At 70.3% G+C, this 23,039-nt stretch carries 16 protein-coding genes and 4 pseudogenes; 10 read left to right on the forward strand and 10 right to left on the reverse strand.

From position 1 onward, the window contains the following. Window positions 1-12 precede the first annotated feature (12 nt). Both OHU89_RS47215 and OHU89_RS47220 read left to right on the forward strand, forming a co-directional pair. Window positions 13-1,749: an amylo-alpha-1,6-glucosidase gene (locus OHU89_RS47215; protein WP_405652363.1), complete on the forward strand. Its 1,737-nt coding sequence runs from the start codon at window positions 13-15 to the stop codon at window positions 1,747-1,749. A gap of 69 nt (window positions 1,750-1,818) precedes the next feature. Beyond that, complete coding sequence (locus OHU89_RS47220; RefSeq protein WP_405652365.1) at window positions 1,819-3,678, forward strand: RICIN domain-containing protein; 1,860 nt, start codon at window positions 1,819-1,821, stop codon at window positions 3,676-3,678. A gap of 221 nt (window positions 3,679-3,899) precedes the next feature. Here OHU89_RS47220 and OHU89_RS47225 read toward each other — a convergent pair whose 3' ends face one another. Further along, window positions 3,900-4,778, reverse strand: coding sequence for a GNAT family N-acetyltransferase (locus OHU89_RS47225; protein ID WP_405652367.1), 879 nt, complete (start codon window positions 4,776-4,778; stop codon window positions 3,900-3,902). A gap of 682 nt (window positions 4,779-5,460) precedes the next feature. Between OHU89_RS47225 and OHU89_RS47230 the strand changes: the two are divergent. Continuing rightward, window positions 5,461-5,648: pseudogene (locus OHU89_RS47230) on the forward strand (ISAzo13 family transposase); the annotation flags it as partial. A 159-nt stretch (window positions 5,649-5,807) separates the two neighbouring features. On the opposite strand, the gene OHU89_RS47235 reads toward OHU89_RS47230, so the two are convergent. Beyond that, the gene (locus tag OHU89_RS47235; RefSeq protein ID WP_405652369.1) at window positions 5,808-6,230 is read right to left on the reverse strand and encodes a Dabb family protein; all 423 of its coding nucleotides are present in this window, start codon (window positions 6,228-6,230) and stop codon (window positions 5,808-5,810) included. Between the two features lie 73 nt (window positions 6,231-6,303). On the opposite strand from OHU89_RS47235, the gene OHU89_RS47240 reads away from it, so the two are divergent. Further along, window positions 6,304-6,957, forward strand: a complete 654-nt coding sequence (locus OHU89_RS47240) for a TetR/AcrR family transcriptional regulator (protein WP_405652371.1) — start codon at window positions 6,304-6,306, stop codon at window positions 6,955-6,957. Between the two features lie 488 nt (window positions 6,958-7,445). On the opposite strand, the gene OHU89_RS47245 is transcribed toward OHU89_RS47240, so the two are convergent. The 3 genes from OHU89_RS47245 to OHU89_RS47255 form a co-directional block, all read right to left on the reverse strand. Next, a complete protein-coding gene (locus OHU89_RS47245; RefSeq protein ID WP_405652373.1) occupies window positions 7,446-9,005 on the reverse strand; it encodes a mucoidy inhibitor MuiA family protein in 1,560 nt (519 codons plus the stop codon). Between the two features lie 6 nt (window positions 9,006-9,011). Then, complete coding sequence (locus OHU89_RS47250; protein ID WP_405652375.1) at window positions 9,012-11,072, reverse strand: DUF4139 domain-containing protein; 2,061 nt, start codon at window positions 11,070-11,072, stop codon at window positions 9,012-9,014. Window positions 11,073-11,348: 276 nt separating this feature from the next. Further along, a complete protein-coding gene (locus OHU89_RS47255) occupies window positions 11,349-11,492 on the reverse strand; it encodes a hypothetical protein (protein WP_405652377.1) in 144 nt (47 codons plus the stop codon). An 18-nt stretch (window positions 11,493-11,510) separates the two neighbouring features. Between OHU89_RS47255 and OHU89_RS47260 the strand changes: the two genes are divergently transcribed. After that, window positions 11,511-12,857, forward strand: a complete 1,347-nt coding sequence (locus tag OHU89_RS47260) for a glycoside hydrolase family 32 protein (protein WP_405652378.1) — start codon at window positions 11,511-11,513, stop codon at window positions 12,855-12,857. A 158-nt stretch (window positions 12,858-13,015) separates the two neighbouring features. Here the strand turns inward: OHU89_RS47260 and OHU89_RS47265 are convergent. Then, window positions 13,016-13,381 (reverse strand): annotated as a pseudogene (locus tag OHU89_RS47265) (SDR family NAD(P)-dependent oxidoreductase); the annotation flags it as partial. An 887-nt stretch (window positions 13,382-14,268) separates the two neighbouring features. Here OHU89_RS47265 and OHU89_RS47270 point away from each other — a divergent pair. The 3 genes from OHU89_RS47270 (at window position 14,269) to OHU89_RS47280 (ending at window position 16,325) form a co-directional block, all read left to right on the forward strand. Further along, complete coding sequence (locus OHU89_RS47270) at window positions 14,269-14,757, forward strand: GNAT family N-acetyltransferase (protein WP_405652380.1); 489 nt, start codon at window positions 14,269-14,271, stop codon at window positions 14,755-14,757. Between the two features lie 350 nt (window positions 14,758-15,107). Then, entirely contained in the window at window positions 15,108-15,506 is a 399-nt protein-coding gene (locus tag OHU89_RS47275; protein WP_405654965.1) for a transposase, read from the forward strand. Window positions 15,507-15,971: 465 nt separating this feature from the next. Next, window positions 15,972-16,325 (forward strand): hypothetical protein, encoded by a 354-nt coding sequence (locus tag OHU89_RS47280; RefSeq protein WP_405652383.1) that lies wholly within the window; start codon window positions 15,972-15,974, stop codon window positions 16,323-16,325. Window positions 16,326-16,756: 431 nt separating this feature from the next. Here the strand turns inward: OHU89_RS47280 and OHU89_RS47285 are convergent, their stop codons facing one another. Continuing rightward, on the reverse strand, window positions 16,757-17,341 hold the full coding sequence (locus tag OHU89_RS47285; RefSeq protein WP_405655125.1) for a hypothetical protein: 585 nt from the start codon (window positions 17,339-17,341) through the stop codon (window positions 16,757-16,759). 173 nt (window positions 17,342-17,514) lie between these two features. Further along, window positions 17,515-17,670, reverse strand: a pseudogene (locus tag OHU89_RS47290) (nucleoside/nucleotide kinase family protein); the annotation flags it as partial. Here OHU89_RS47290 and OHU89_RS47295 point away from each other — a divergent pair. Together OHU89_RS47295 and OHU89_RS47300 are read left to right on the forward strand one after the other, a co-directional pair. Next, window positions 17,620-17,793 (forward strand): hypothetical protein, encoded by a 174-nt coding sequence (locus OHU89_RS47295; RefSeq protein WP_405655127.1) that lies wholly within the window; start codon window positions 17,620-17,622, stop codon window positions 17,791-17,793. The pseudogene OHU89_RS47290 and the gene OHU89_RS47295 sit on opposite strands and share 51 nt — an antisense overlap. Further along, window positions 17,786-17,923, forward strand: a pseudogene (locus OHU89_RS47300) (transposase); the annotation flags it as partial. The gene OHU89_RS47295 and the pseudogene OHU89_RS47300, both read left to right, overlap by 8 nt. A 335-nt stretch (window positions 17,924-18,258) precedes the next feature. On the opposite strand, the gene OHU89_RS47305 reads toward OHU89_RS47300, so the two are convergent. Both OHU89_RS47305 and OHU89_RS47310 read right to left on the reverse strand, forming a co-directional pair. Continuing rightward, window positions 18,259-19,536, reverse strand: a complete 1,278-nt coding sequence (locus tag OHU89_RS47305; protein WP_405652385.1) for a protein kinase domain-containing protein — start codon at window positions 19,534-19,536, stop codon at window positions 18,259-18,261. 1 nt (window position 19,537) lies between these two features. Further along, complete coding sequence (locus OHU89_RS47310; RefSeq protein ID WP_405652387.1) at window positions 19,538-23,035, reverse strand: WD40 repeat domain-containing serine/threonine protein kinase; 3,498 nt, start codon at window positions 23,033-23,035, stop codon at window positions 19,538-19,540. Between the last annotated feature and the right edge of the window lie 4 nt (window positions 23,036-23,039).

Consider the following 23,039-nt stretch of genomic DNA (forward strand, 5'->3'; position numbering starts at 1 on the left):
GAGCCACGCCACATGACCGCCGCCCCATCCGGCCCGGCCTTCTCCGTCCAGGACATTCCGTTCAGCACGTACGGATCCTGGTTCGACATCTCGCCCGTGGTGGCGGAGAAGACCTACGCCGAGGACCTTCACCTCGTCTCGCACCAGAACGGCATGCACGCCGTCCTGCGCCTCGTGCCGCTCGACCCCGCCACGGGCGAGCGGGCCGACACCCGAGTCGAGGCGACACCGGGCCTGCTCGGCTGGGTCGGCGAGAGCGGGCGCGTCGACCTCGCCTACGAGTCGCCGGACACCGTACGGCTGCGGGGGAGCGGCCTGGACTTCGGTGTCTTCGCCGCCGCGCAGACCCTGACCCCGTTCAGCGGGACGTACTTCTTCCACGACCCGGCGGCGAACGGGCACGTCTTCACCTCGTACGAGACCGGCCGCCGCTACCGCGTCACCGTCCTGTCCGGCACCATCGCCGACACCGCGGGAGCCCAGGCCCTGGCCCGCGCCGACCGCACTCTCGCCGTGACCGCGGCTGCGGACGGCGCCTGGGAGATCGCGGTCGAGGAACTCGACACCTCCCGTCCGCCGTACGCGTCCGCGGCGAGCTTCGACGACATCGCGGAATCGGCACGGGGCGTGTTCGCGGACTTCGTGGACGCGGCGGCCCCCTGGCGCTCGGACGCCACCCCGGCCGCCGAACTCGCCGCCTACGTCGTCTGGTCGGCGACCGTGGCACCGGCGGGCCTGGTCACGCGGCCCGGTGTGCTGATGTCCAAGCACTGGATGGACAAGGTGTGGAGCTGGGACCACTGCTTCAACGCCCTGGCCCTGGCTCCCGGTTGCCCCGACCTGGCCCGGGACCAGTTCCAGCTGCCCTTCGACCACCAGGACGAGAGCGGTGCACTGCCGGACTCGGTCACCCACTCCGAGGTCCTCCGCAACTTCGTCAAGCCACCCATCCACGGCTGGGCCTTCGGCCACCTGCGCCGCAAACTGCCGACACCCCCCGGCCGATCCGAACTCACCGAGGCGTACGAGCGCCTGGAGCGCTGGACCGAGTTCTGGCTGACCTTCAGACGGGCCCCAGGAGCCGAACTGCCCCACTACCAGCACGGCAACGACAGCGGCTGGGACAACGCCACCACCTTCGACCCCGAACGCGTGGTCGTCACCGCCGACCTCGCCGCCTTCCTCGTCCTCCAGCTGCGCGAACTCGCCGACCTGGCCGCGGAGTTGGGCAGGACGGACGACGAACAGCGGTGGATGTCCGTAGCTGAGGAAACCCAGACCAAACTGATCGACCAGCTCTGGCAGGGTGACAGGTTCGTCGCCCGGGGAGTCGCCACCGGAGCCACCTGGAGCAGCAACAGCCTCCTCGACCTGATGCCCATCGTGCTGGGCGAACACCTGCCCAGCGAGATCAGCAGCGCCCTCGCCGACCACATCAAGGCCCACCTGACCCCGTACGGCCTCGCCACCGAACTGCCCAGCTCCCCGCACTACCTCCCCGACGGCTACTGGCGAGGCCCCATCTGGGCCCCCTCCACCGTCCTGATCGAGGACGGCCTGCGCCGCGCCGGCCACGACCGACTGGCGGACGACATCAGCGCCCGCTTCCGCGCCTTGTGCGAGACCCACGGCTTCGCCGAGAACTTCGACGCCCTCACCGGCACGGGCCTGCGCGACCGCGCCTACACCTGGACCGCCAGCAGCTACCTCCTCCTCGCGGAAGCGCACGCTCACCGAGACGTCCGCTGACCGGCTGTCCTCCCACAGCCCCGGGACCGTTCGGGCCCCGCCCGTCCTCCTTCCCCCAGGAGCCGCACCATGAAGTCGCCCACAGCACTTCGCAGACCCACGACCCGCGCCCGGCGCCGGACAGTCTCCTCCGTCGCCGTCCTCCTGACCGCCCTGGCCGCGACCTTGCTGCCCGCCGCTCCCTCCCAGGCCGTGGACACCAGCGTCACCGTCGACTTCGCCACCGCCGGAGGCGCCCCGACGTACCACGCCTCCGGAATGATCTACGGCATGACACCGGACGGCTCCCTCCCGCAGGACCACTTCTTCACGGACATCAAGTGGCACCTCATGCGGGCCGGCGGCGCCCAGCTCAACAGCGGCGGCTACGCCACCAGCCTCGCCGACTACCAGGCCCGCTGGAACTCGACCCTCGCGCAGTACCGGCGCACCGCCGCCCTCGGCGGCACCTTCGTGCTGCTCCCGCACGACCTGTGGGGTGCGGACGGCACCACCAACCAAGGCTGGCCGGGCGACAACGGTGACTGGACCAGGTTCGACAACTTCGTCACCCAGCTCATCAACGACGTCCGCGCCAACAACATGACGGTCCAGTGGGACCTGTGGAACGAGCCCGACCTCGAAGGCGGCGTCTTCTGGGGTGCCTCGCAGGCGCAGTACCTGCAGATGTGGTCGCGCTTCTACGCCCGGGTGCGGGCCGCGTTCCCGAACCAGCTCATCGTCGGCCCCAGCTCGGCGCACCAGCCGAACTCCTCCAACACCTGGTGGACCACCTACCTGAACTACGTCAAGGCCAACAACGTCGCCCCCGACATCTACAGCTGGCACGACGAGCCCGGTGACCCGGCGGCCGACGTCGGCCGCGCCAACTCCACCCTCGCCGCGGCGGGGCTGACCAACACCCGCCCCTACCAGATCAACGAGTACGCCACCCTGTCCATGCAATCCCCCGGCGGCGGCGCCTGGTTCATCGGCCGCCTGGAGAGGGCCGGTGCCGACGGTCTGCGCGGCAACTGGGCCTCCGGGACCGGCCTGCACGACAACGAGGCGAACCTGCTCACCAAGAACAGTGCCGGACAGTACCTACCGCTGGGCGAGTGGTTCATGTACCGCTACTACGGCTCCCAGACCGGCAACATCGTCAACTTCATCCCCGGGACCAACACCGACGGCCTGGCGACCAAGGACAACGCGGCCCAGAACGCCAAGATCCTGCTCGGCAGCAACGGCAACGCCGGAAACGTCACGGTCAACCTCACCGGCCTTGGTACCACCTCGGTGGTGGCGAACGGCCAGGTGCGTGCGATCGTCCAGCGCATCCCGTACAACAACGGTGCCGCGGTGGCCGGACCCGAGACGATCGCCGACACCAACCTGACCGTCAACAACAGCGCGGCCTCGGTGAGCATCCCCTGGAGCAACGCCAAGGACGGCTACACCGTCACCCTGCTGCCCCCGTCCAACACGACCGTCTCCACGGTCGCGGTCAGCCAGAACAGCTCCCAGTGCCTGGACGACACCAACCTGAGCACCGCCAACAACACCCAGTACCAGCAGTGGTACTGCGAGGGTGGCTACCAGCAGATGCTCGACCTCAAGCCGGTCAGCGGCAAGACCAACACATACACCGTCGTCAACGAGCTCAGCGGCAAGTGCCTCGACGTCTCCTCGGCGTCCACCGCCGACGGCGCCGCCGTCGTCCAGTACACCTGCAACGGCGCCACCAACCAGCAGTTCACCCTCACCCCCGTCACCGCGCTCGGCAACAGCCACGACTACCAGCTCGTCGCCGGCCACAGCGGCAAGTGCGTCGACGTCAGCAACGTCTCGACCACCGCCGGTGCCCTGATCCACCAGTGGACCTGCGACCCCGGGAGCGCGCTGAGCAACAAGAAGAATCAGATCTGGCGTCTGCTCGGCAAGGTCTGACAGCCGGTAGCCCCCGCAGGCCTACATGGAAAGCGCGGCCGTTCGCATCACAGCGGACGGCCGCGCATGCCTCGCCTACCCCGGATCCGCCCCGCGGCGACGCTGCCCGCATAGCTCCTGCAGACCACGCCGCACAAGTCAAAGATCAAGTTTAGGGCCTGTTGTGAAAGTGCCGACGGGCCGGACCAAGTGATGCCCAGGTCCGGCCCGTGCTCCCGCCCCTATAGGTCGAGCTGGTACTGGAGTGTCGTGTGCGTGGGCATGTAGCCGAGGCTGTCGCTGATGTGTCTCATGTGCGTGTTGCTGTCGGCGGTGTCGGTAAGGAGGCCGCCGAGGTCTGGATAGCGCTCGTGGGCTTGTCGGATCGACTCGGCCTTCATCCATCGGCCGAGGCCGTGTCCGCGGTGTTCGGGCAGCACGCCGGTGCCGTAGTGCTGGCCATCACCCGTGCCGTTGCCGGGGACGACGAGTTCTGTGAACCCGGCGATCGAGTCGTTGGAGGTGTCGATGGCAACGACCGTGTGCAGCTGGTCGCCGCGATCTTCAACGGCCTTCGCCGCGGCCCGGACCCGGTCCACGTCCCAGACCACAATGCCGTAGTCGGTGTCGTCCATGGGCATGTCGTCCATGGCCCGGCGTGAGGCGGCAAACTTCTGGGCGAGGTCGTCAGGGACGGTTCCCTGCCATGACGCCAGCCGGTAGCCGGGATGCGGACGCTCGATGATCTCGGCGAGGGCGCTGGCGTCCACGCCGGCCAGTGGCAGGCGGGCGAACCTCAGGGTGAGCACCTTGTGGAAGCCGCGGTCCCGCAGGAAGTGATCGCCGGGTGATCCGGCCTCGGCCTGCGCGACAACGCAGCGTCGGGCGTTGTCCCGGGCGGCGGCCACGGCAGCGTCGAGGAGACGGGAGCCGACGCGCTTGCGCCGCTCCACGGGGTGGACGTGGAGGGTCAGTTCGGCCAGGTGCTCTTGTCCGCCATCGAACAGGCGCAGAAAGGCCGTCCCGACGGGGATGGAATCGGCGTCGGACGCCAGCCAGGCAAGGCGTCGGCTGTGCGCCCCGTGAGCGGGGTCGGTCAGTGGGGTGATGCGGAGCGACAAGGTGTCTCCGTCGTGAGGAGGTGGCAGAGGGCAGCACGCGGGCTCAACTGCTGGGCACTCCTGCGCATGTGCTCCACACCTCCTCGTCGACCGTGCCGGTCCGGAACGACATGGACCGCTGGGCGAACTTAGCTGGCCCATCGGTTCCTCGGCAAAGGATTAACTGAAGGCCGGTGCGACCATGCCGGTCACAGCCACTCGTTGATGGCGGCGACTCTCCTCTGGTGCGGCTGCGCCAGGCCTTGGCCGCGAACAGCCGGGTAGCTGTCCAAGCGCTGCACGGCCGTGTCGGGGGTCGGCCAGACCCAGCTCGCCATCGAGTACGCCCACCGGTCCGGGCGGCGAGTACGAGCTGGCCTGGTGGATCCCGGCCGAAGACCTAGCCCTCATCCCCGACCAGCTTGCCCAACTGGCCGCCCGGACCGGCGCTGCACCCGCTGGCACGTCCCCAGCAGAGGCGGTAGAGGCACTGCGGGGACAGTTGCGCACCCGCCCGCGACGGCTGCTCACCTTCGACAACGCCGAAGACCCCGCCGCCTTGACCCCCTATCTGCCGGGCGGGGGCGGGCACGTACTGGTCACCTCGCAGCCCGCACTGGCACACCGAGGCCGACCACCACGTCTCCGTCCCCCAGCTCCACATAGCCACCATCGGGGTCACCCCGGCCTGGGACTTGGCCAGCAAGACCAGCAACTGGACGCCCTCACAGGGACTTTGGCCCTCGACGGCGATACCCGGCGCGGTCGCCCGCCCGGCTTCCCTTGCCCGAACAGGTCCTGGCCACCGTGCTCCACCTGCGGGTCGCCCTCGCCGCGGAACCCCTCGCCGTGCTGTTCGGCAGCAGCCCGACGGCGATGCACCGCACCCTTGGCCCTGGGGATGTCCCGTGCTGGACGAGGTGGAGTGCGGCCAGGCAGACGGTGGCGGCCCTGCCGCACCCCCGAGCGGGTGCACGAAACGGGCTGTCGGCCTTCCTTGCGGGCAGCGGCCCATTGCGGTCGGATCCGCGAGGACGGTGGCCGGTCCGGTCACGAACGATCTGACGGCCCCGAGGCGATCTGTATCTCAACGAGCGGTTCGAGCTGGGCGGCCCACTCCGGGTGCATGGCGGCCTTCTTCGCGTGCAGCGCGATGATCTCGCCGGCCAGCTCCGGGGCCATGTCGTCCGAAAGGTCGGGGCCGATGGCGATCTTGGCCAGGTGCGGGATGATCTCGGGATCTCCCGCCAGGTGAACCGGATCGTGCATGTACCGCTCAAGGGCCTCCAGATCCTCAACGCCCACGCAGTAGGCGTGAGTGAGGCCCTCGGCGCGATCGCCCAGGCTCTGCCCGACTGTTGCGAACGAGACCGACTCGACGGACGCCGTTCGCCGCATCAGCGCGAGCACCTGGGCCTTCTGTTCCTCGGTCGTCCCGTCCTTGAAGGCGAAGCGCAGCGTGTGAACGATCATGTTTTCCCGTCCCTTGATTGAACTCGTCAGTTCAGAAAAGTTTCCTTATCGGTATTGCACTTGGAATGAACCCATGGATTCAACAGCGTCAAGCGGGGGCAGTGGCGTCTCGCGCGGGCGGGTCGACAAGCGACAGGCGATCCTGGACGCCGCGTTCACCGTCTTCGCGCGGCGCGGATACACACAGGCATGCGTCCAGGAGATCGCGGAGGAGGCGAGCGTCGCCAAACTGACCGTCTACAGCCACCTGAACGACAAGGAGACCCTCTTCCGTCACACCATCGAGGCAGCGGCCGACACCCTGATGGCGGAGAACCTCGCGCTCGTCGAGCGGCTGCGCGAGCGAGCCCCGGACGATGACCTGCGTGTGGCGTTTGCGGACCTGGCCCAGCGGCTGCTGCGGGTCTGCTGCGGCGAACGCGCCCGCGCGCTGCGCTGGTTGACCTACGCCCAGATGGCGCGATTCCCCGACCTGATCGTGACCGTGCAGGAGCGCACCGCGCACCGTCCCCGCGCGGCGCTCGCCGACCGGCTGGCCCGCCTCTCGCTCGCCGGCCGCCTGCGCCCATGCGACCCAGAGCAAGCCGCCGAACACTTCTTCGCCCTGCTCACCGGCCCCTTGGAGTCCCGCTCCCGGCTGGGCACCCGTCGCGTCCCCGCCGCCGAGCTCCGCGGCATCGCGGATGCGGCCGTGGAGGTCTTCCTGCGTGCGTACGGGAGCGACTGAGCGGTCTGTCGGTGATGTCGCTGCAGTTCGGGTACGAGGTGGGCAGGGAGAGGCTGCCATACCGAACATCCTGCGCCAGAAGCTGACGCTTGATCAGGAACGTGAGGTGCGTGAGCGTCTGCGGGCGCGTGATCTCGCGCCGCAATGCCCGGCTGACGGCCATCAGATCCACCCCTGTCAAGCGCGCCGAGACCCTCGCTGAACTCCACGCGTCTGTGTCCGGTGACAGCGATTGAGCGTTCTCACGACGGTTGCTTCATCGGGGAGATACCGCGCTCGTACCGGGACCGCTGGGCCCCGGAGTATGCGGTCAGCTTCCCCAGCTCGACGAGGGTGAGGCCTTGTGCGTGCCGTACCAGTTCCCCGGGCTTCACATCGGTCTCAAGGAGAGCTCACGCAGCGTCTCCGGGATTTCCGGGAGTCCGCTCCCACCTGCGCCGCGACGGAGACCGACGCCGCAGGCATGCGGCGATCTTCACGGATCAGGCTTAGAGACCGGTGACCTTGCCGCTCGCCGAGAGTTCGTAGACGAGGGTGACGGTGCGGCGCCCGTTCGGCGGCAGGGCTACGTGCCAGCGGGCGATGCCCTCGGCGTCGACCGCGTCGGGGGCGGGGGAACAGGCCTCCTTTCGCAGCCTCACCTCCACCGCAGAGACCTCGGAGACCGGGATCCGTTCCCGCAGTGCCACCACCTGCTCGCCCTGTTCCCCGGGGGTGGAGAAACGGGACAGGTGCAGGCGCACCGTGCGGGTGACGGTGGTGCGCTGGGTCATGGTTGTGGTGTCGCGGTACTCCTCCGTGTCGCGGAGCACTCGATAGTCGTCGTGGCTGCCGAAAGCGAGCTCGAGGGGCGCGCCGGGAGCGGTGAAGTCGAGCGTTGAGCGGCCGCCGAACCCGCCGACGCCGACAAGGTCCACCGGGCCTGCCAGGAGCGCGTGACCGGTCGGGTTGTCGCAGCGCACCACGTGGGTGACGAGGGGGGACAGCTCCGGGGAGCAGGTGTATTCGCTGCTCACGGCCGTGGTGGTCGTGGAGAGCGGCACCCGGTGGGCGTGGCCGTCCGCGGGGACGGAGACGGGGGCGGGGGAGCGCAGGACGCGCGTGCTGCCGCCGTCGTCCACTCCCGGCAGGCCGAGCACCGGCGCCGGGCCCAGCTCCGCGATCTCCTCGTCGCGCAGTTCGACGGCGACCGTGCGGCGCTCCTCGGGGGAGCGGTCCGTGAGCGTCAGGCGGTCTTCGTCGAGTCGGGGTGGTTCGGTGGACAGCGCCGTGCGGGCCGTCGACAGGGTCAGGCGTACGTCGGACCAGTCCTCGCCGGTGCGCTGCCAGACCATCGCGTCGGTCTCCAGGGTGAGCGAGTCCCCGTCGAGCACGGCCCGGTAGGCGGGGCGCCACAGCGCACACGCGGTGAGGTGGGTCACCCGCAGCCGGGCCGGGCCGGCGACGGCGGCTTTCACGGTCAGTTCGACGTGACCGACCAGTTCGGTGGGACGCTGTTCGGAGAGCTCGACGGCGCGTTCGGCCGCTTGGAGTTCGGTGGTGAGGAGCTTGAGCCGGGCCTCGGTAGCCCGTAGGTGTTCGCCGTGGGCGTCGCGCTGCTCGTCGACCCGGTCCAGTTCGGCGCTCCAGCGTGTGGTGTCGGTCTCTCCGTGTCCGGCGCCTTCGCCGATCTCCCGCAGCAGGTCTGTGGCGAGGTGGCCGAGGAGGCCGAGGCGGGCGCGCAGTCGGTCACGTCGCCGTTCCAGCGCGGCCTGTTCTTCTGTGATGTCGTGAACGCGCAGGCGCAGAGCCGAGTCGTCGGCGCGGGGCAACGGCTCTCGCGGCGTCCATGTGCGGACGATCCTGGCGTCGAGGACGGTCGCCCGGTGGTCGCCGGTCAGCTCGGCGTGGAGGGTGCGGTCGACCGCCAGGGCGCTGATTGGCCCGAGGCGCAGTCGCTGGACGCCGGCCCGCAGGCCGAGCGTGGCGGATCGCTCGATCTGGGCGCGGTCTTCCAGACAGGTGACGGCGGTGACGGGAAGGGGGATCGGCTCGAGGTCCGTGGACATGATCTGTCAGCTCCTGCGGTTGCCGCCGACCAGGGCCTTCGCGGCCGGGATGCGGATCTCGTAGCCGCCGTGGCGGGCGGCGGTGGCTCCGGCGGGCAGGTCTACGCGCCACACGCGGGTGCCCGGGCCGAGGTGATCGGGCCCCTCGTCGCCCTGGGGAACCGTCCAGTCGGCCCGTTCCTCGATCCGTACGTCGGCTTCGGAGGTGACCGGTACCTGTTCGCGGACCTCGACGGTGACGGGTCTGGTGAGACGGTTGGCCAGCTCCACGTGGACACCGTGGTCGAGCACGCTGATGTTGTTGCGCAGCCCTGCCGTCGACTCCTGCAGGCTCGTGCGCCGGGTGACCTGGATGCCTTCCGCCGGTCCGAGCCCCATCCGACGGACGCCGCCCGGGGCGAGGGTGGGCAGGGCGGCGGTCAGAACGAAGTCGTCGTCGACGCCGACCTCCACGGGACCGGCGAGTAGGGCCTGGTCGGTCGCGTTGGACAGCACCAGGGTCTGGTACACCCGCTGCTCCGCCGACGGCACACAGATGTACTCGGTGCGCAGACCGACCGGGATCTCGGTCACGGTGACGGTGTGCCAGGTGCCGTCCGAGGGAATGTCGGCGCGGGCGACGGCGTCGTAGCGGTGGTCGAAGGATCCCGCTGATGCACGGGGCCGCGCGGCGTGGCCGGGCAGTGGCAGGGCGGCCACCGCCTCGGCCCGTCGGCGGTGTTCGACTGCGACCGGGTCGAAGGCTGCGGAGGGGAACAGCCGGCCCCTGCGGGCGGCGGGCTCGTCGGGACCGTTGAGGACGAGCGCGGCGTAGTCGAGTTCGGCGCCGCTGGGTTGCGGAGGACCGGCTGCCGGCGCGGGTGAGAGGGGACCTGACGGTGCTGCCCGTCGTCCGGCGGGAGCGGCTGCGGGTGCGCTGCCGCGCGGAGGTCTGTTGGGTCGGGGCCGTTCCGCTTGTGCGAAGGCGGGCATCGCGTCGGCTTGTGCGAAGGCGGGCATCGCTTCGAGGCCGCCAGGGGCTGCGGGCGCGGGTGGTGGGGCGCCGTAGGCCGGTGCGGCCGGGGGCAGGGGGACGGGAGGAGGTACGGGAGCGCCGGTGGCGGGCGGGGGAGCGGACCCGGCGGCTACCGGTAGGGCGGTCGGAGTCTGGTGTGGGCCTGCTGCGTCGTACGGGGTGAAGAGGTCGGCGAGTCCGGGCGGGGGTTCACGCCACCCGGCCGGTTCGGGGGCGGGCTGGCGGCGTCCGATCCGCTGCGAGCGCAGCCGCGGCACCTCTGTCCGGCGCTTGAGGTCGGCGGTGGCCAGGGCGATGCACACCCCGGTCCAGTCCTCGCCCGTGCGCTGGGCCACAGAGGCGCGCAGTACGAGGGCGCCGCTGCCGTCACCCTGACGGTAGGAAAGCCGGTAGGCCGGTACCCACACGGCGCCCGGGACCGCGTACTCGATCTCCAGCTGCACCTCGCCGGTTCCGTCGAGGCTCAGGGCCGCGCAGACCGTGGTCTGCAGCTGTCCTGGCGGTGTGTCGGTGGAGGCCCGGTTCCAGCGGTCCGCGGCGACGGCGAGGTCGTGCTCGAGGCGGAGCAGCTCCTCCTCCTGTGCGGCGAGGCGGTCGTGGAGGTTCGTCAGCCGCTCGTCGACGAAGTCCGCGAGCGTCAGCCAAGCCTCGGCAGGGGTGCGGCGGTGCGGGTCATCACGCTTTCGGGCCGGGGGGACGGGGTGGAGATCGGTCATCTCCTTGATCCGCTGGAGGAGCCGGTCGCGCCGTCCTCGGGCTGCGGCGCACGCGTCGTGAACCTGTTCCATGGTCTGCCGCAGGCCGTCCGAGGGCCCCGGGCCGGACGGCTCGGCGGTCACCTCCACGCGCACCTCGGTGACATGTGCACCGGAGTCGCCCACGACGCGTGCGCGCACCGAGCCGGTGTCCAAGGAGCGGGGCAGCCCGGTCACCAGCACCCGGCCGCCGGACGGTACTGTGCCCCGCGCCAGACGGCTGCACAGTGCACCTTGCGCGTAGACCACGACCGTGTCGAGGGCCGACGCCCATCGCGGTGCCTCTTCGGATTCCATGCACTCAACCCCCGTTGTGTCCGTGCCGGGCGAAGCCTACTGACTTCCTCGGCTGTGAGCAGGGCGCGTGCACCGATCGGAAGTTGAGCCTCGGCTTCTCCAGTCTGCGCAGCCCCGTCTTGCTTAACTGGGACCCACGGCCAGCGGTCAGGCGGCACCACCTGCATCCGGCGCCTGCTCGGCCCAGGGCGTCCGGGCCGCAGGCCGAGCAGGCTTTGGGTCATGCCCCTCCAGTGCAGTTCACCGGCTGAGCTTGCTGGTGGGGACTGTGCTGGGTCAGTCGGTCAGGTTGCCCATCTTCCAGACGGTGATGGATCTGACGACGCTGCCGTCGCCGAAGAGGCGCAGGCCGAGGGAGGCCTGCCGGAAAGGGTAGGCGCGGGTGGTGATGGACTTGTGTGCTTCCAGTACAACCCGCACGGCCCCGAGCACGCGAACATGCACGGGGGCCACTTCCGCAGCCCGGACCTGATCACCTGGGAAGAACTTCCCGTCGCGCTGGCCCCCACACCGGGCGGCGAACCCGCCGACGGCTGCTTCTCCGGCAACGCCATCTCCGACGGCGACCGCATGGTCGCCTTCTACTCCGCTTTCCGCACCGACCGCTGGGCCCAGCCGGTCACCACCGCCGAGTCCCGGGACAACGGTGTCACCTGGACACCGCGCGGCAGCCTGCTCATCCCGGAACTGCCCGAGGGCGCCACCATGTACCGCGACCCGTACGTGTGGCGGGAAGCCGGTCGCTGGCGCATGCTCGTCGGCACCGCCCAGGCGGACGGCCGGGCGGCGGCACTGCTCTACGAGTCCGGAGACCTGGAACAGCGGAAGTACAGGGGACTCTTCCTGGACCGGGCCCCGCAGCCGGTGGCACAGGATGCCGATACGGGGCTGGGCTGGGAATACCCCCAGTACCTGCACGCGGACGGGCGCGGCGCGCTGCTCCTGGGCGCCTGGGACCCGGAACTCGGACCGCGCCGCACCGTGGTCTACCCCGGACGCGAACAGGACGGCCGGTTCCTTGCCGGCGATCCCGTGCTGCTCGACCACGGTCCCGACTTCTACGCCCCGGCGCTGCTGAACGCCCCCGACGGCCGATGGCTGCTGTGGGGCTGGTCGTGGGAGGCCCGCGACCCGAAGTGGGTACGGGAGAGCGGCTGGGCCGGGCTGCTGACACTGCCGCGCGAGGTGACTCTCGCCGAGGACGGCTCCGTACGACAGCGACCGGCCGCTGAACTCCTCGCGCTGCGCGACGAGCGCGCGGTGACCGCAACCGGCGAAACCGCGGGAACGGCCGTCCTGGGAACGGTCGGCCCGAGCTTCGACCTGACGGCCCGTCTGGAACCCCGCCATGCCGAGAGTGCCGGGACGGCGGGCAGACTGCGGCTGGTGACCTCCGCCGACGGCACCGAGTACCTCGACATCAAGATCGACGCCGCCGGTGACCTCGTCGTGGACCGAGACCACGCCTCCCTCGACCCGCGCGCACACGGCGGGACGTACCGCGTCCCCTGCCCCGAAGCGAGAGCGGTGTCCGGCGCCCCGGTCGAACTGCGCCTGGTGGTGGACCGCTCCGTCGCCGAGCTCTACCTGCCGTCGGGCCGGGCGTCGACCCTGCGGTTCTATCCAACCGGCGGCGCTCCCTGGCGGATCGAGGCCCATGCCGGAGGCGAGGGCAGCCTCGGCTACACGGTCGGAGCCTGGAACCTGCGGCCGTACACGATGAGGCACACGGCCGACGCCGGCGCCCAGTCCGCGCTCCCGGACACCGGCCTCGTCCGCCCCTGATTCTGGTACCGCCTCCACGGTCCTCAGGCTCGGGCTCCCGGCGTCCAGTGCACAACCACTCCGGTGCACCGGGCGCTCGGCCTCGGGCGCGACGTCGACGAAACGGTGACTGAGCGAACCCTTCCACGCGGATCCTCATCGAGGTGCGTGAATGCGTGCTACTGCTTCAGCTGGGCGTACTTCGCTTCCAGGTCGGCGGACAGCTGGGACTTGACCCAGCGGGTGGTGTCGTCGGCCAGTACCTCGTGCGCGCCTGCCTCGATGCCGTCGAGTGCGGCGACGGCGATGTCGCGGGGGTCGGCCTTGGGTGCGTCGACGCTTGAGGTCATGTCGGTGTCCACGTAGGCCATGTGGAGCCCGGTCACCGCGATGCCGCGCGGCTGCAACTCCAGGCGCAGGGAGTTGCTCTGCGACCACAGGGCGGCTTTGGAGGCGCCGTAGGGCATGCCGTCGGCGAGCCAGGACAGGGCGGAGTGGGCGTTGACGATGTGGCCACCGCCGTACCGACGAATGGGAACGAGAGCGCCAGCAGCAGACCCAATGGCCGGCGCAGGAACGTGAACGGGTGACCGAGAGGGCCGCAGCACCCCCTGCGCCGGCCCCTGCGAGCGATGCGGCCAGCCCGTCACCGGTGCACCCGCCCTGAGCTACGACTACGCCCCGTCCGAGGACAGCCGGCACTGTTCCGACTGCCGCACCGACCTCGCCCGCCGACCACCGGACCTGTTCAAAGCCCTCTTCGGTCGGCCGTCGGGCAGTTGACCATCCGGCCCGCGGGGAAGGCGACGGGGTGTGCTTCTCCCGCTGGGGGCACCGATGCGGCCATTATCGAGACCGGCACGGATTCCTGCCGTCCGGCTCAGACCAAAGCCCGGGCCGAACAAGCCACCACCGGCTGAACACCGGCTTTTGACAGCCGTCAGCACGTTCGAGGATTTCCGAGTGAGGATCCGGTTCCGTTCTCGGGAACCGGCCTGGCCCGCCATCGCGGGCCTGCCTTCCGGCCCCCAGCCCCCGGGCCTGGAGAGACAACCGAACCGGCAGGGAAACCGGAGCCCACGTCCCGCGAACGGTCCGCGGCCCTTGTCCCTCGTCCTGCGGCCCGGCGGGGCGAACTCCCGCTTGCCCCAACGGCCGTGAGGACGATCCCGCGCGAGGCCTCGCCCCATGGGAAGACGCGAGCCTTCGCGCCGGCGGCCGCTGCTCTCACCGACGGGCGGCGGAAACCGTTCCGACGGGGACCTCCGTGCGGAGGCGTGAGACGCCCCAGCCGCACCGAAGCGCTCCGGTGCGGTTTTGGCGTGGGATCGGTTGCGCTCGCACGAGTGGTTCCCGGGAGCGGTGCAGGAACGCCTGCCCGAGCAGCCGACCCGCCGCAGGAAGGCGCTCCCCGGTGCGAAATACTCTTCGGATGAGTTCACGCACTTCCCCGATCAGCCAGCCGATCACGATACGGCGGGCCGTCGCGCGGGATGCCAAACGGCTCACGCGGCTTGTGCGTGGCTCAGGCGCCTACCAGGGTAAATACGCGGCCGCAGTGGCGGGCTACCGGGTCGGTCCTGATTACATCGAGGCCCACCGCGCCTTTGTGGCCGTCGGCGCCGACGAGCAGGGAGGCCGGGTCCTCGGGTTCTACTCGCTCGTCCTCGCGCCACCCGAGCTCGATCTGCTGTTCGTCGCCGACGAAGCGCAAGGACGGGGTATTGGACGGCAGCTCGTGGCGCACATGCAGTCCGAGGCCCGCGCCGCCGGGATCGACCGTCTCAAGGTCGTGTCGCATCTTCCCGCCGAGGACTTCTACCACCGTATGGGTGCGGTGCGGACCGGGACCGCGCTGGCGAACCCGCCCGCCGTGCCGTGGGACCGTCCCGAATTCGAGTTTCGCATTCCTGCGGAATGACGCGGTGTGCCGGTTGGCGGGGCACCGGCTTCGCCCGCATGGCGGCCGGCATGCAGGAGTCACTGGACGCCGCGCGCTCCGTGTGGGCCGTCGCCGCTGCTCATTGCCTTCGTTGTAGAGCCCGGTTCGGGCTCGTGGCCTCTGGGGTCGGTATGACTCGTTGCTCCTGTCCTTGATGATCCGGGGGGTGCCGTCGCCGGTTCTGGCGGTACCGGATGGTCGCTGATGGAAGCGTGTCCGCCGAACAGGCAGGGCTGCGTAATGTGGCTGCCGATCACCGGTGCCCGGGCGGGCCACCGGTGGTGACTCCGGGGAGGGAAAGCCCGGTGACCAGCAACGACTTCACATCGATCGACGTGTTCTGCGCCCTGGACGTGGGCAAGTCCGCCCATCACTGCACAGCTCTGCAGGCCGACGGTCGTACGGTCTTCGACAAGCCGCTGCCCAACGGCGAGCCCCAGGCGCGGGAGCTGTTCGCACACCTGGGCCGACGGGGGAAAGTCCTGGTCGTGGTCGACCAGCCCGCGGTGGGGACCTTGGCGGTGGCCGTGGCCCGCGCCAGCGGATGCGAGGTGGCCTACCTGCCCGGCCTGTCCATGCGCCGCCTGGCCGACTGCCATCCCGGAACCGGCAAGACCGACGCCCACAACGCCGCCCTCATCTGCCTCACCCGCCGCCGCGTCGACGTCCTGCACGCCATGCTCAAACACCGCACCCCCTACCAGCCCGGGCACGAACAAGCAGCCTGACCAAGCCGGCAGACCTTGATCGAACAGATGGAAGCACCCCCGTACGACTGTGTGAGCCCCCGAGGTCACTTCGCAGAGCAATGACTCCGCCCGGGTCACACCCAAGAGCTCGCCGCACGGCCAGGAGTGTCACAGGCGGACGGAAATGGCCACGAGACCGACACCCATATGAAGGTGTGCACTTGCTGGCATCATGACTCGAATACGAATTGCGCACACGTCGGGCCGCGGGCCGTTGTGACCACCCGAACACTCTCCCCGACTTCATCCGGAAAAGCGCCTCGACGCCCAAATATTTGAGCAATTGACTGAATAGGAAACCATATTTGGGTCATCGTGGACGGCGGTGTAACACGGCAGCGCATCCGGAACGCTGAAGCAGGAAGAAGCGGGGCGCAGAACCGGTCTGGATTCCGGCACCTGGGGCGAGCGCGCCGACATGGCACTACGTCGATCGGATTTCCTGTGAGCAACTTCGACCCGGTTCCCGGATATCACGCGTACCAGCAGCCCTCGGACCCGGACCGCTCCGCGCGCCGCCAGGCCGCCACGCGCCGCACGGCCCTCACTGTCTGCACGGTCGCTGACGTCGCGGCAGGTCTGCTGGGCCTGTGGATCCTGTTGTCCCTGCTCGACGCGAACTCGGCGAATGTGTTCGTCGAGTTCGTGCGGGGATCGGCGAACTGGCTGGCCTGGTGGTCGCAGGACATTTTCACGATGGACACAGAGGGGCTACGCGTCGTCCTCAACTACGGTCTTCCGGCGGCCTTGTATTTGCTGATCGGCCATGGGATTTCCGCCCGGCTCAACCGAGCCTGACAGCAGACCGGCCTTTACCGAAGTCCGTCATACCGAAAGGGCGACTGTGACACGCACCTCCACCGAAATCGATCGCCTGCCGATCTATGAGAACCTGGTACGCGAACGGGGTGACGCCATCGCCGAAGCTCAACTGGCCGCCGATTACACGCAGCATCAGGCAGCGGAACTACTGGCCGGACGGGATACGTCCCGGCAAGCCCATCGCCGGGACGGCAACACCAGAGCCGCTGCGGGCGGTCAGTCAGAGTGGCGCGGATCAATCCCGTAGGCGACTCGGCGTGGACATACCCGCCTCGCCTCGCCCCGCCCCGCCTCGCCTCGCCCCGCCTCGCCTCGCCTCGCCCCGCCTCGCCTCGCCTCGCCTCGCCCAAAGAATCTGCGTAGGAGCTACACGGACTGCACACCGCCTGTCGAAAGACTCGTTACCGTCACTGGCTGCCCAAGCTCTTGTGCGAATGGACCAGGTCGTGGCTCAGGCGGGCCGACGGCCCAGTCGCCCCACCTGCTGCACTCCATCCATCGACCCCGACGACCGGCTGCGCGGCCTGCTCACATCGATCCATCCGGCCCTGGAACGCGTCCTGGGGAACCGCGACTGCGCCACCCGGCCGTCCTGCCCTTGCATAGATCGACGGCTGGGCGTGCGCGATGTCGTGCTTGGCGGTGGTGATCGAGTCGTTTCCGAACCACCACGCAAGGATCTGCTGGTGGACCTGTAATCGCCCGACGATGTACTCGTCACCCCGCCGCATCTGAAAGAGGTACACCCCGGGATGCGTGGCGACCACCTTGCCGGACGCGTCGACCGTCGGCAGGTCGTCGAAGCGGTGACCTGGGGTGTTGTGCGGGGCCATGAACTCGAACGTGCAGTCTGCGCGCGGAATCGCCGTCAGCCGGTACCGGCCCGGAATCGCCGGATCATCCTCCCGTCGGAACACCTGCAAGGTGAGCGACGGCCCGGAGAGCGCCAGGTGAAGGTCGCAGTGCGGCTGGAGCAAAAGATCGAATACCACAGAACACCCCCGTGTCCGGCCGTTCCCGACTCGAATTCCGGATTCCGGGCATTCTTGAGCGGGCGTACGGCCGAATCCATTTCTGCAGTCGAAGCGACCCTCACTGTGGCATCACAGCAGCGCGGCGCCCATGAGTTGTTCCTATTCGGATGGAATCTGATCGCGTACGGCGATGGCAGCGCCGTCGGTGGAATCACCAGGTCCGCACTGTCCCGTGTCGCCGCGACCAGTTCGGCGTTGCGCTGGTCCGTGCCGAGGACCCACGCCACCGCCGTGTCGTGGTCCTTGCCGAACTCCTCGTGACGGGCGACGATCCGCTCCTGCTCGTCGAGCCGGTGTTCGTGGCCTGGCGGGCCGCGTGCACCGGTCCGGGAGCCGCGGCGCGAGTGCATGATCTGCTGCGCGACAAGTCCCGGCGCGCGCAGGGCCGGGCTGCAGCACTATTTGATTGATGCCCAGAGCGTGAAGACCTCCGCGAACGTCGCCGAGTGAAGTCAGGGCATCGACGCCGGCAAGAGAATCAAAGGACGTAAGCGGGACGTGGCTACGGACACGCTCGGCCTGGTCCTGGCCGTCATCGTCGGCCCACCGTCAAAGCCATGATCATCAGGCGTAAGACACCACAATGATCACGAAGCCCGTACCTGCCTGCTACCTGCCACTCGCGGCAAAGACCCACATAGCCACGGAACTTGAAGCCGTCCTGAAGGTCAGTTGGCGCGGGGCGGTGTCCGGGAAGAGGTGAGGCTCCTGGTAGATGGGTTGTCGGCCAAGATCAAGCTGTGCACCCGGAGCTTCACGTGCTTGTCTTCCCATCAGGGTTGACCTGTCCAGCTCGACCATCGCTTTCTGCCAGTTGGGCGGACGATTTACCGGCACGCGTAACCCGGCTGACGCAGTGAGTGGTGAACGCTCGTTCAGAGTGCTTGACGGATTGCCTTTGCCAAGTCGGCTGCGGTTGTGGGAGCGATACGGGGCTTGTCGATGAGGGCGGTGTCGATGACTGCGGCGAGTCGGCGCGGCAGCGTGGGCAGTCGGTCGCGTACGGGTACGGGCGACTCCTGCAGGACGACGGCGACCGGATCGGCGTCGGCGGGGAAGTCGCGCGGGGGCGAACCGGTGAGCATCCAGTACAGGCTGGCCGTCGTGGCCCACAGATCGACTTCGGGCAGTGCGTACTTGAAGTCGATGACCTGGCCGCGCGGCATGAAGGCCAGGGTGCCGCCCATGGCGCCGGTGAGGGTGTGACCGGACAGGCCGGCGCTGTCGAACGCCTTGGACAGGCCGAAGTCGGCGATCTTGACGGTCGCGCGGTTGCCGGCTCCGGTGAGCAGGAGGTTCTGCGGTTTGATGTCGCGGTGCACCAGACCCCGGTGCACCGCTGAGGTCCCGTCGGCAAGCCGTACGGGCACCTCCGCGGCATGCGCGTACTGCAGTCCGCGCAGCGTCTGGAGGGTCACGCCCACCGCTTGGTCGATGCTCAGCCTGCCGCGCGCTTGGGCAGTGAGGTCGGCGACGCTGCCCAGACGGCAGTACTCGCTGGTGAAGTAGAAGGTGCTGCCGTGCGCGCCGCCGCCGTGGAAGGCGACGACGTTGGGATGGCGCAGGGCGCGCGTACAGGCGAACTCCCGCAGGAAGCCGTCGCGGGCGGCGGGGTCGACGGCGCCGTGGGCCGTCAGGGTTTTCAGGGCGAGGAGTTGCCCGGTCTGCTCGTCCCGGGCGAGGTGGACGACGCCCTGTCCGCCGCGGCCGAGTTCCTGGAGCAGTCGGTAGCCGCGGATGCCGGCGACGTCCGGTTCTCCGGCCTCGGCCGCGGCCAGGAGGGCGTGCACGGCGTCGACGGGGTCCCGTGCCTCGGCGAACGCGGTCGCGGGTTCCGCCGCCTGGACGGAGACCCGCAGCACCGCGCCGCCGACGCCGATCTCGTCACCGTCGGCCAGGTCCCGCCCGGCCGGACCGGGCGGGACTCGCTCGCCGTTGACGTACGTGCCGTTGCGGCTGCCGAGGTCCCGCACCCGCAGCTGCGGGGGATTGACGTCGAGCATGCAGTGGTGCCGGGAGGCCCTCTTCTCCGTTCCGGCCAGCCGGATACCGCATTCGCGAGCCCGGCCGACCAAGTAGGTCGTGCGGTCGTCGAAGACGTACGCCGCTGGCGCCGGCGCGCCGTGCAGGGTCAGGGTGACGGAGGACGGCATGTCACCACTCGTAGTCCCAGTCGAGTTCCAGGCAGCGCACGTAGTCGAGTTCGGCCACCAGCAGCCGGCGGGCGTCGGCGCTGAGGGCGAGGCCGAAGACCTGGCCCCGGTGTCCTTCAAGGACGCGCAGCCGCTGCCCCTGGTCCAGGTCCCACACGTGCACGTCCTCGTCCGCGAGTCCGGCGAGGGCGAATCGGCCGTCCAAGGTGAGGGCGACGGTGTTGATCAGGCCCGGCTCGGGGATCTCGCGGAGCACGCGGCCCGTCGCCGGGTCGAGGACGACCAGCGTGTTGTACCCGGCGATCACCGCACGCCGGCCGTCAGCGGAGACCACGAGCTTTGCGACGTTGTACGGGCCCTCCACTGCGTAGATCCGGCGGCCGCTCGCAGCGTCGTAGCAGTGCACGCCGAACTGGCCGTACTCCAGAAGGCTTTGGCCGTCCGGAGCGAAGCGCAGGTTCGCCCCGCCCGGGCGCCCGGTGTGCTGCCACAGACGCCGGCCCGATGCCAGGTCCCAGCCGCAGAGCTCGTCCAGGTCAGAGCGCCGCCTCCGGTCCTCCTCGGCGCCGGCGAAGGCGTTCGACGCCCCGTACCGACGGTCGGGGCTGATCGCGACGGCGCCCACCGGCCCCTGGTGGCCTCGGAAGCCGGAGGACGGTTCCGCGTACTGTTGCTGGCGCCGCACGTCCTCGACGTCCCAGAGGCACAGCGTTCCGCTGTCCTCGCCGGTCAGCAGCCAGGCGCGGTCATCGGTCAGGGCCATGGCCTGGATGTCGTCACGCTCCAATGTGACGGTCCGGTCGTCCCGCAGGTCCAGCAGGGCGGCCTCCGACCGGCCCAGCACGACCGCTGCGGCGCCGTCGCTCGTCATCAACGGAGCCGCGGCAGCTGTGACCATCGAGGCGATCGTGCGGTTCTGCCGGGCGGCGGCGGCGTCGCACAGCAGGAACCAGTCCGGGGACAGCCCGGCGAGGAACACGCTCGTGCCCCCGATGAATGCCATCGCCGAAGGACTCCCGAGACGCCCGTTGAAGTCGAACGTCTGCCACGCACCGCGCAGTCCCGTCCGGCGCCCGTGTCGCCCCAACTCGCTCCAGACGTGAAGCAGTTCGGGATGCCGTGCGTGGCCCGGCACCGCCTGCGCGGTGCGCAGGCAGGCGGCCGCCTGCGCGTAGCGGCCGTCCTCGAAGAGCCGCTCGCCCTCGCGCATCGCCGCCCGGAACCGGCCGGCGTGGTCGGTCAGTTCACCGGCGGCCCGGGGCCGGGCGTACGCCCACGGCGCGCGGTAGCGCGGGACCGGCAGGGGCTGTACCTTGATCCGCCCGTCCAACACGGCCAGCACGGCACGGCTGCCGTCGCCGCTCATCGCGAGGTGGAACGTGTGCTGGGACATACCGTCGTCGAACGTACGCAGGCAGCGGCCGGTCGCCGTCTGCACCGCCCGGAGCGGCTGACCGCTTCCGACGACGGCCAGCGAGCCGTCGGGCGTCAGCGCGAGCGCCGAGACGTGCGTCACGTCGTGGGGCACCTGAGCGGCGATCCGGCCCGTCGTCACGTTCCACAGCACCATCGGCCCGTGCCACACCTGCAGGGCGTACCGCACGCCCGGGGCCACTGCGGCCCTTCGCACGAAGCCGCCCCAGGCCGAGCGATACGGATCGGACTGCCGCGGCTCGGTGAGAACGGCCCGGCACGCACCCGTACCGGCATCCCACAGGCGGATCGTCGTCTCTCCCAGGCCACCGGCGGTCGCGGCGATGCCGCCGCCGTCACCGAGCTCCAGCGCGGTCATGCGCTCCGTCCCGCTCGGGACCGGGCCGAAGAGCTCCCCCGTGTCCAGGTGCCAGAACCACAGGGCGCCATCCGCGTGCGCGGTGGCGCCGACCGACCCGTCAGCGCTGAGTGCGACCGAGGTGACGCCCTCGGCGACCGGGCCGGCCGGAAGGGGCAGCCGCTCGCCGCGAGCGAGGTCCCAGGCCTCCGGCGGGCCCTGCTCGCGGCCGACCAGGCCGATCCGCCCCTCGCCGTCCACCGCGACTGCCACGACGCCCGAGCCCTCGGACGTCAGCTCCCGCAGGCAGCGGCCGCTTCCCGTCTCCCACAGCCGGAGAACCCCCTGGTGGTCGCCGGACAGCACCAGGCCCCCGTCGGCCGTCACCGCCACGGCGCTCACGACCCCCTCGTGGCCGGCCAGGACCACCGGGCGAGCCCCCGGATCACGTGCCAACTCCGCCAGCGCGTCCGTGGTTTCGGCCGGTTCCGGTTCCCCCGGCGCAGCCGGGCGCAGCAGTTCCGCGGCGCGTTCGCGGTCGTCGCGCTCCAGGTGGACCAGACCGATCAGCCGCGCGCCCAGGGCGTCGTCGCCACCGATCTCACGGGCGGACGTCAGTTCGGCGAGGAGTTCCGCATCGGTCTTCCGCGCGTCGCGCCACCGGTGCAGGCCGAAGTTGAAGGTGGCGGTCAGACTGTGCGGGTCCGCCGTCATCGCCTCCCGCCACCGCTCCTCGGCCTCCTCGGTGCGCCCGAGGTCGAGCAGGGACAGCGCCTGGTTGGACAGCCCGTCCGCCAGCAGCGCGGCCGCCTGCGGGACCGGCCGCGGGTACGGTGTGCCGACCACGTCGCCGTACACCTCGCTCAGGACGCCGACGACCTCGTCCAGCCGGGACGGCCGCGCCGTGACGGCGGTCGTGAAGCACTGGCGCAGCAGCCCCGCGACGGCCGGCGGCAGGGGCGGCACCCGCGGATCCTGTGGGCCGCAGGCCAGCAGTCCGTCGAGTGCCTCGGCGGCGGCCTGGCCGTAGTCGGTCGGCCGGCGGCCGGTGAACATCTCCAGCACCGTCAGCGCCCACGACCACACGTCCGTCGCGGGGGTCAGCCGGATGTCCCGGCGCCCGGCAGCGGCGAGCGCCTGCTCCGGTGAGCAGTACGGCCGCGTCATGCCGCCGAAGGTGACGCCGGACGCGGTCGTCCCGTCGGCGTTCGGCGCGCGCGCCCCGGCCAGCCCGAAGTCGGTGACCTTGGAGGTTCCGTCGGGTTCGAGCATGATGTTGGCGGGTTTGACGTCCTGGTGGACCAGGCCGGTGTCGTGGGCGTGCTGGAGGCCCCACGCCGTCTGGACGGCGACGTCCAGGACGCGCGCGAGCGCAGCCCGAGGCCCGCCCTCGTAGAGGCGGCCGCCGGCCACCGCCTCGGCGAGGTCGCCGCCGTCGACCCACTCGGCGAATACCCGGGGCACGCCGCCGACGGTGCGGACGTAGGCGCAGTTGACGGTGTGCGGGTGCAGGCCCAGGCCCACCCAGGTGCCCGCCTCGGCCTCGAACCGGTGCCTGCCGCTCTCGGAGGCGACCCGCTCCGGCCGGGGCGTCTTGACCGCGAGGTCCACGTTCCAGCCCAGGTGCCGGACCCGCTGGACCGTCCCCATGCCGCCGCTGCGCACGTCGTCGAGCACCTCGTACAGATCGAGGACCACCTCGCCGGGCTGCCAGACCGCAGACGCCATCGCC

The organism is Streptomyces sp. NBC_00019, assembly GCF_045041015.1.
In the GTDB taxonomy this organism is placed as follows: domain Bacteria; phylum Actinomycetota; class Actinomycetes; order Streptomycetales; family Streptomycetaceae; genus Streptomyces.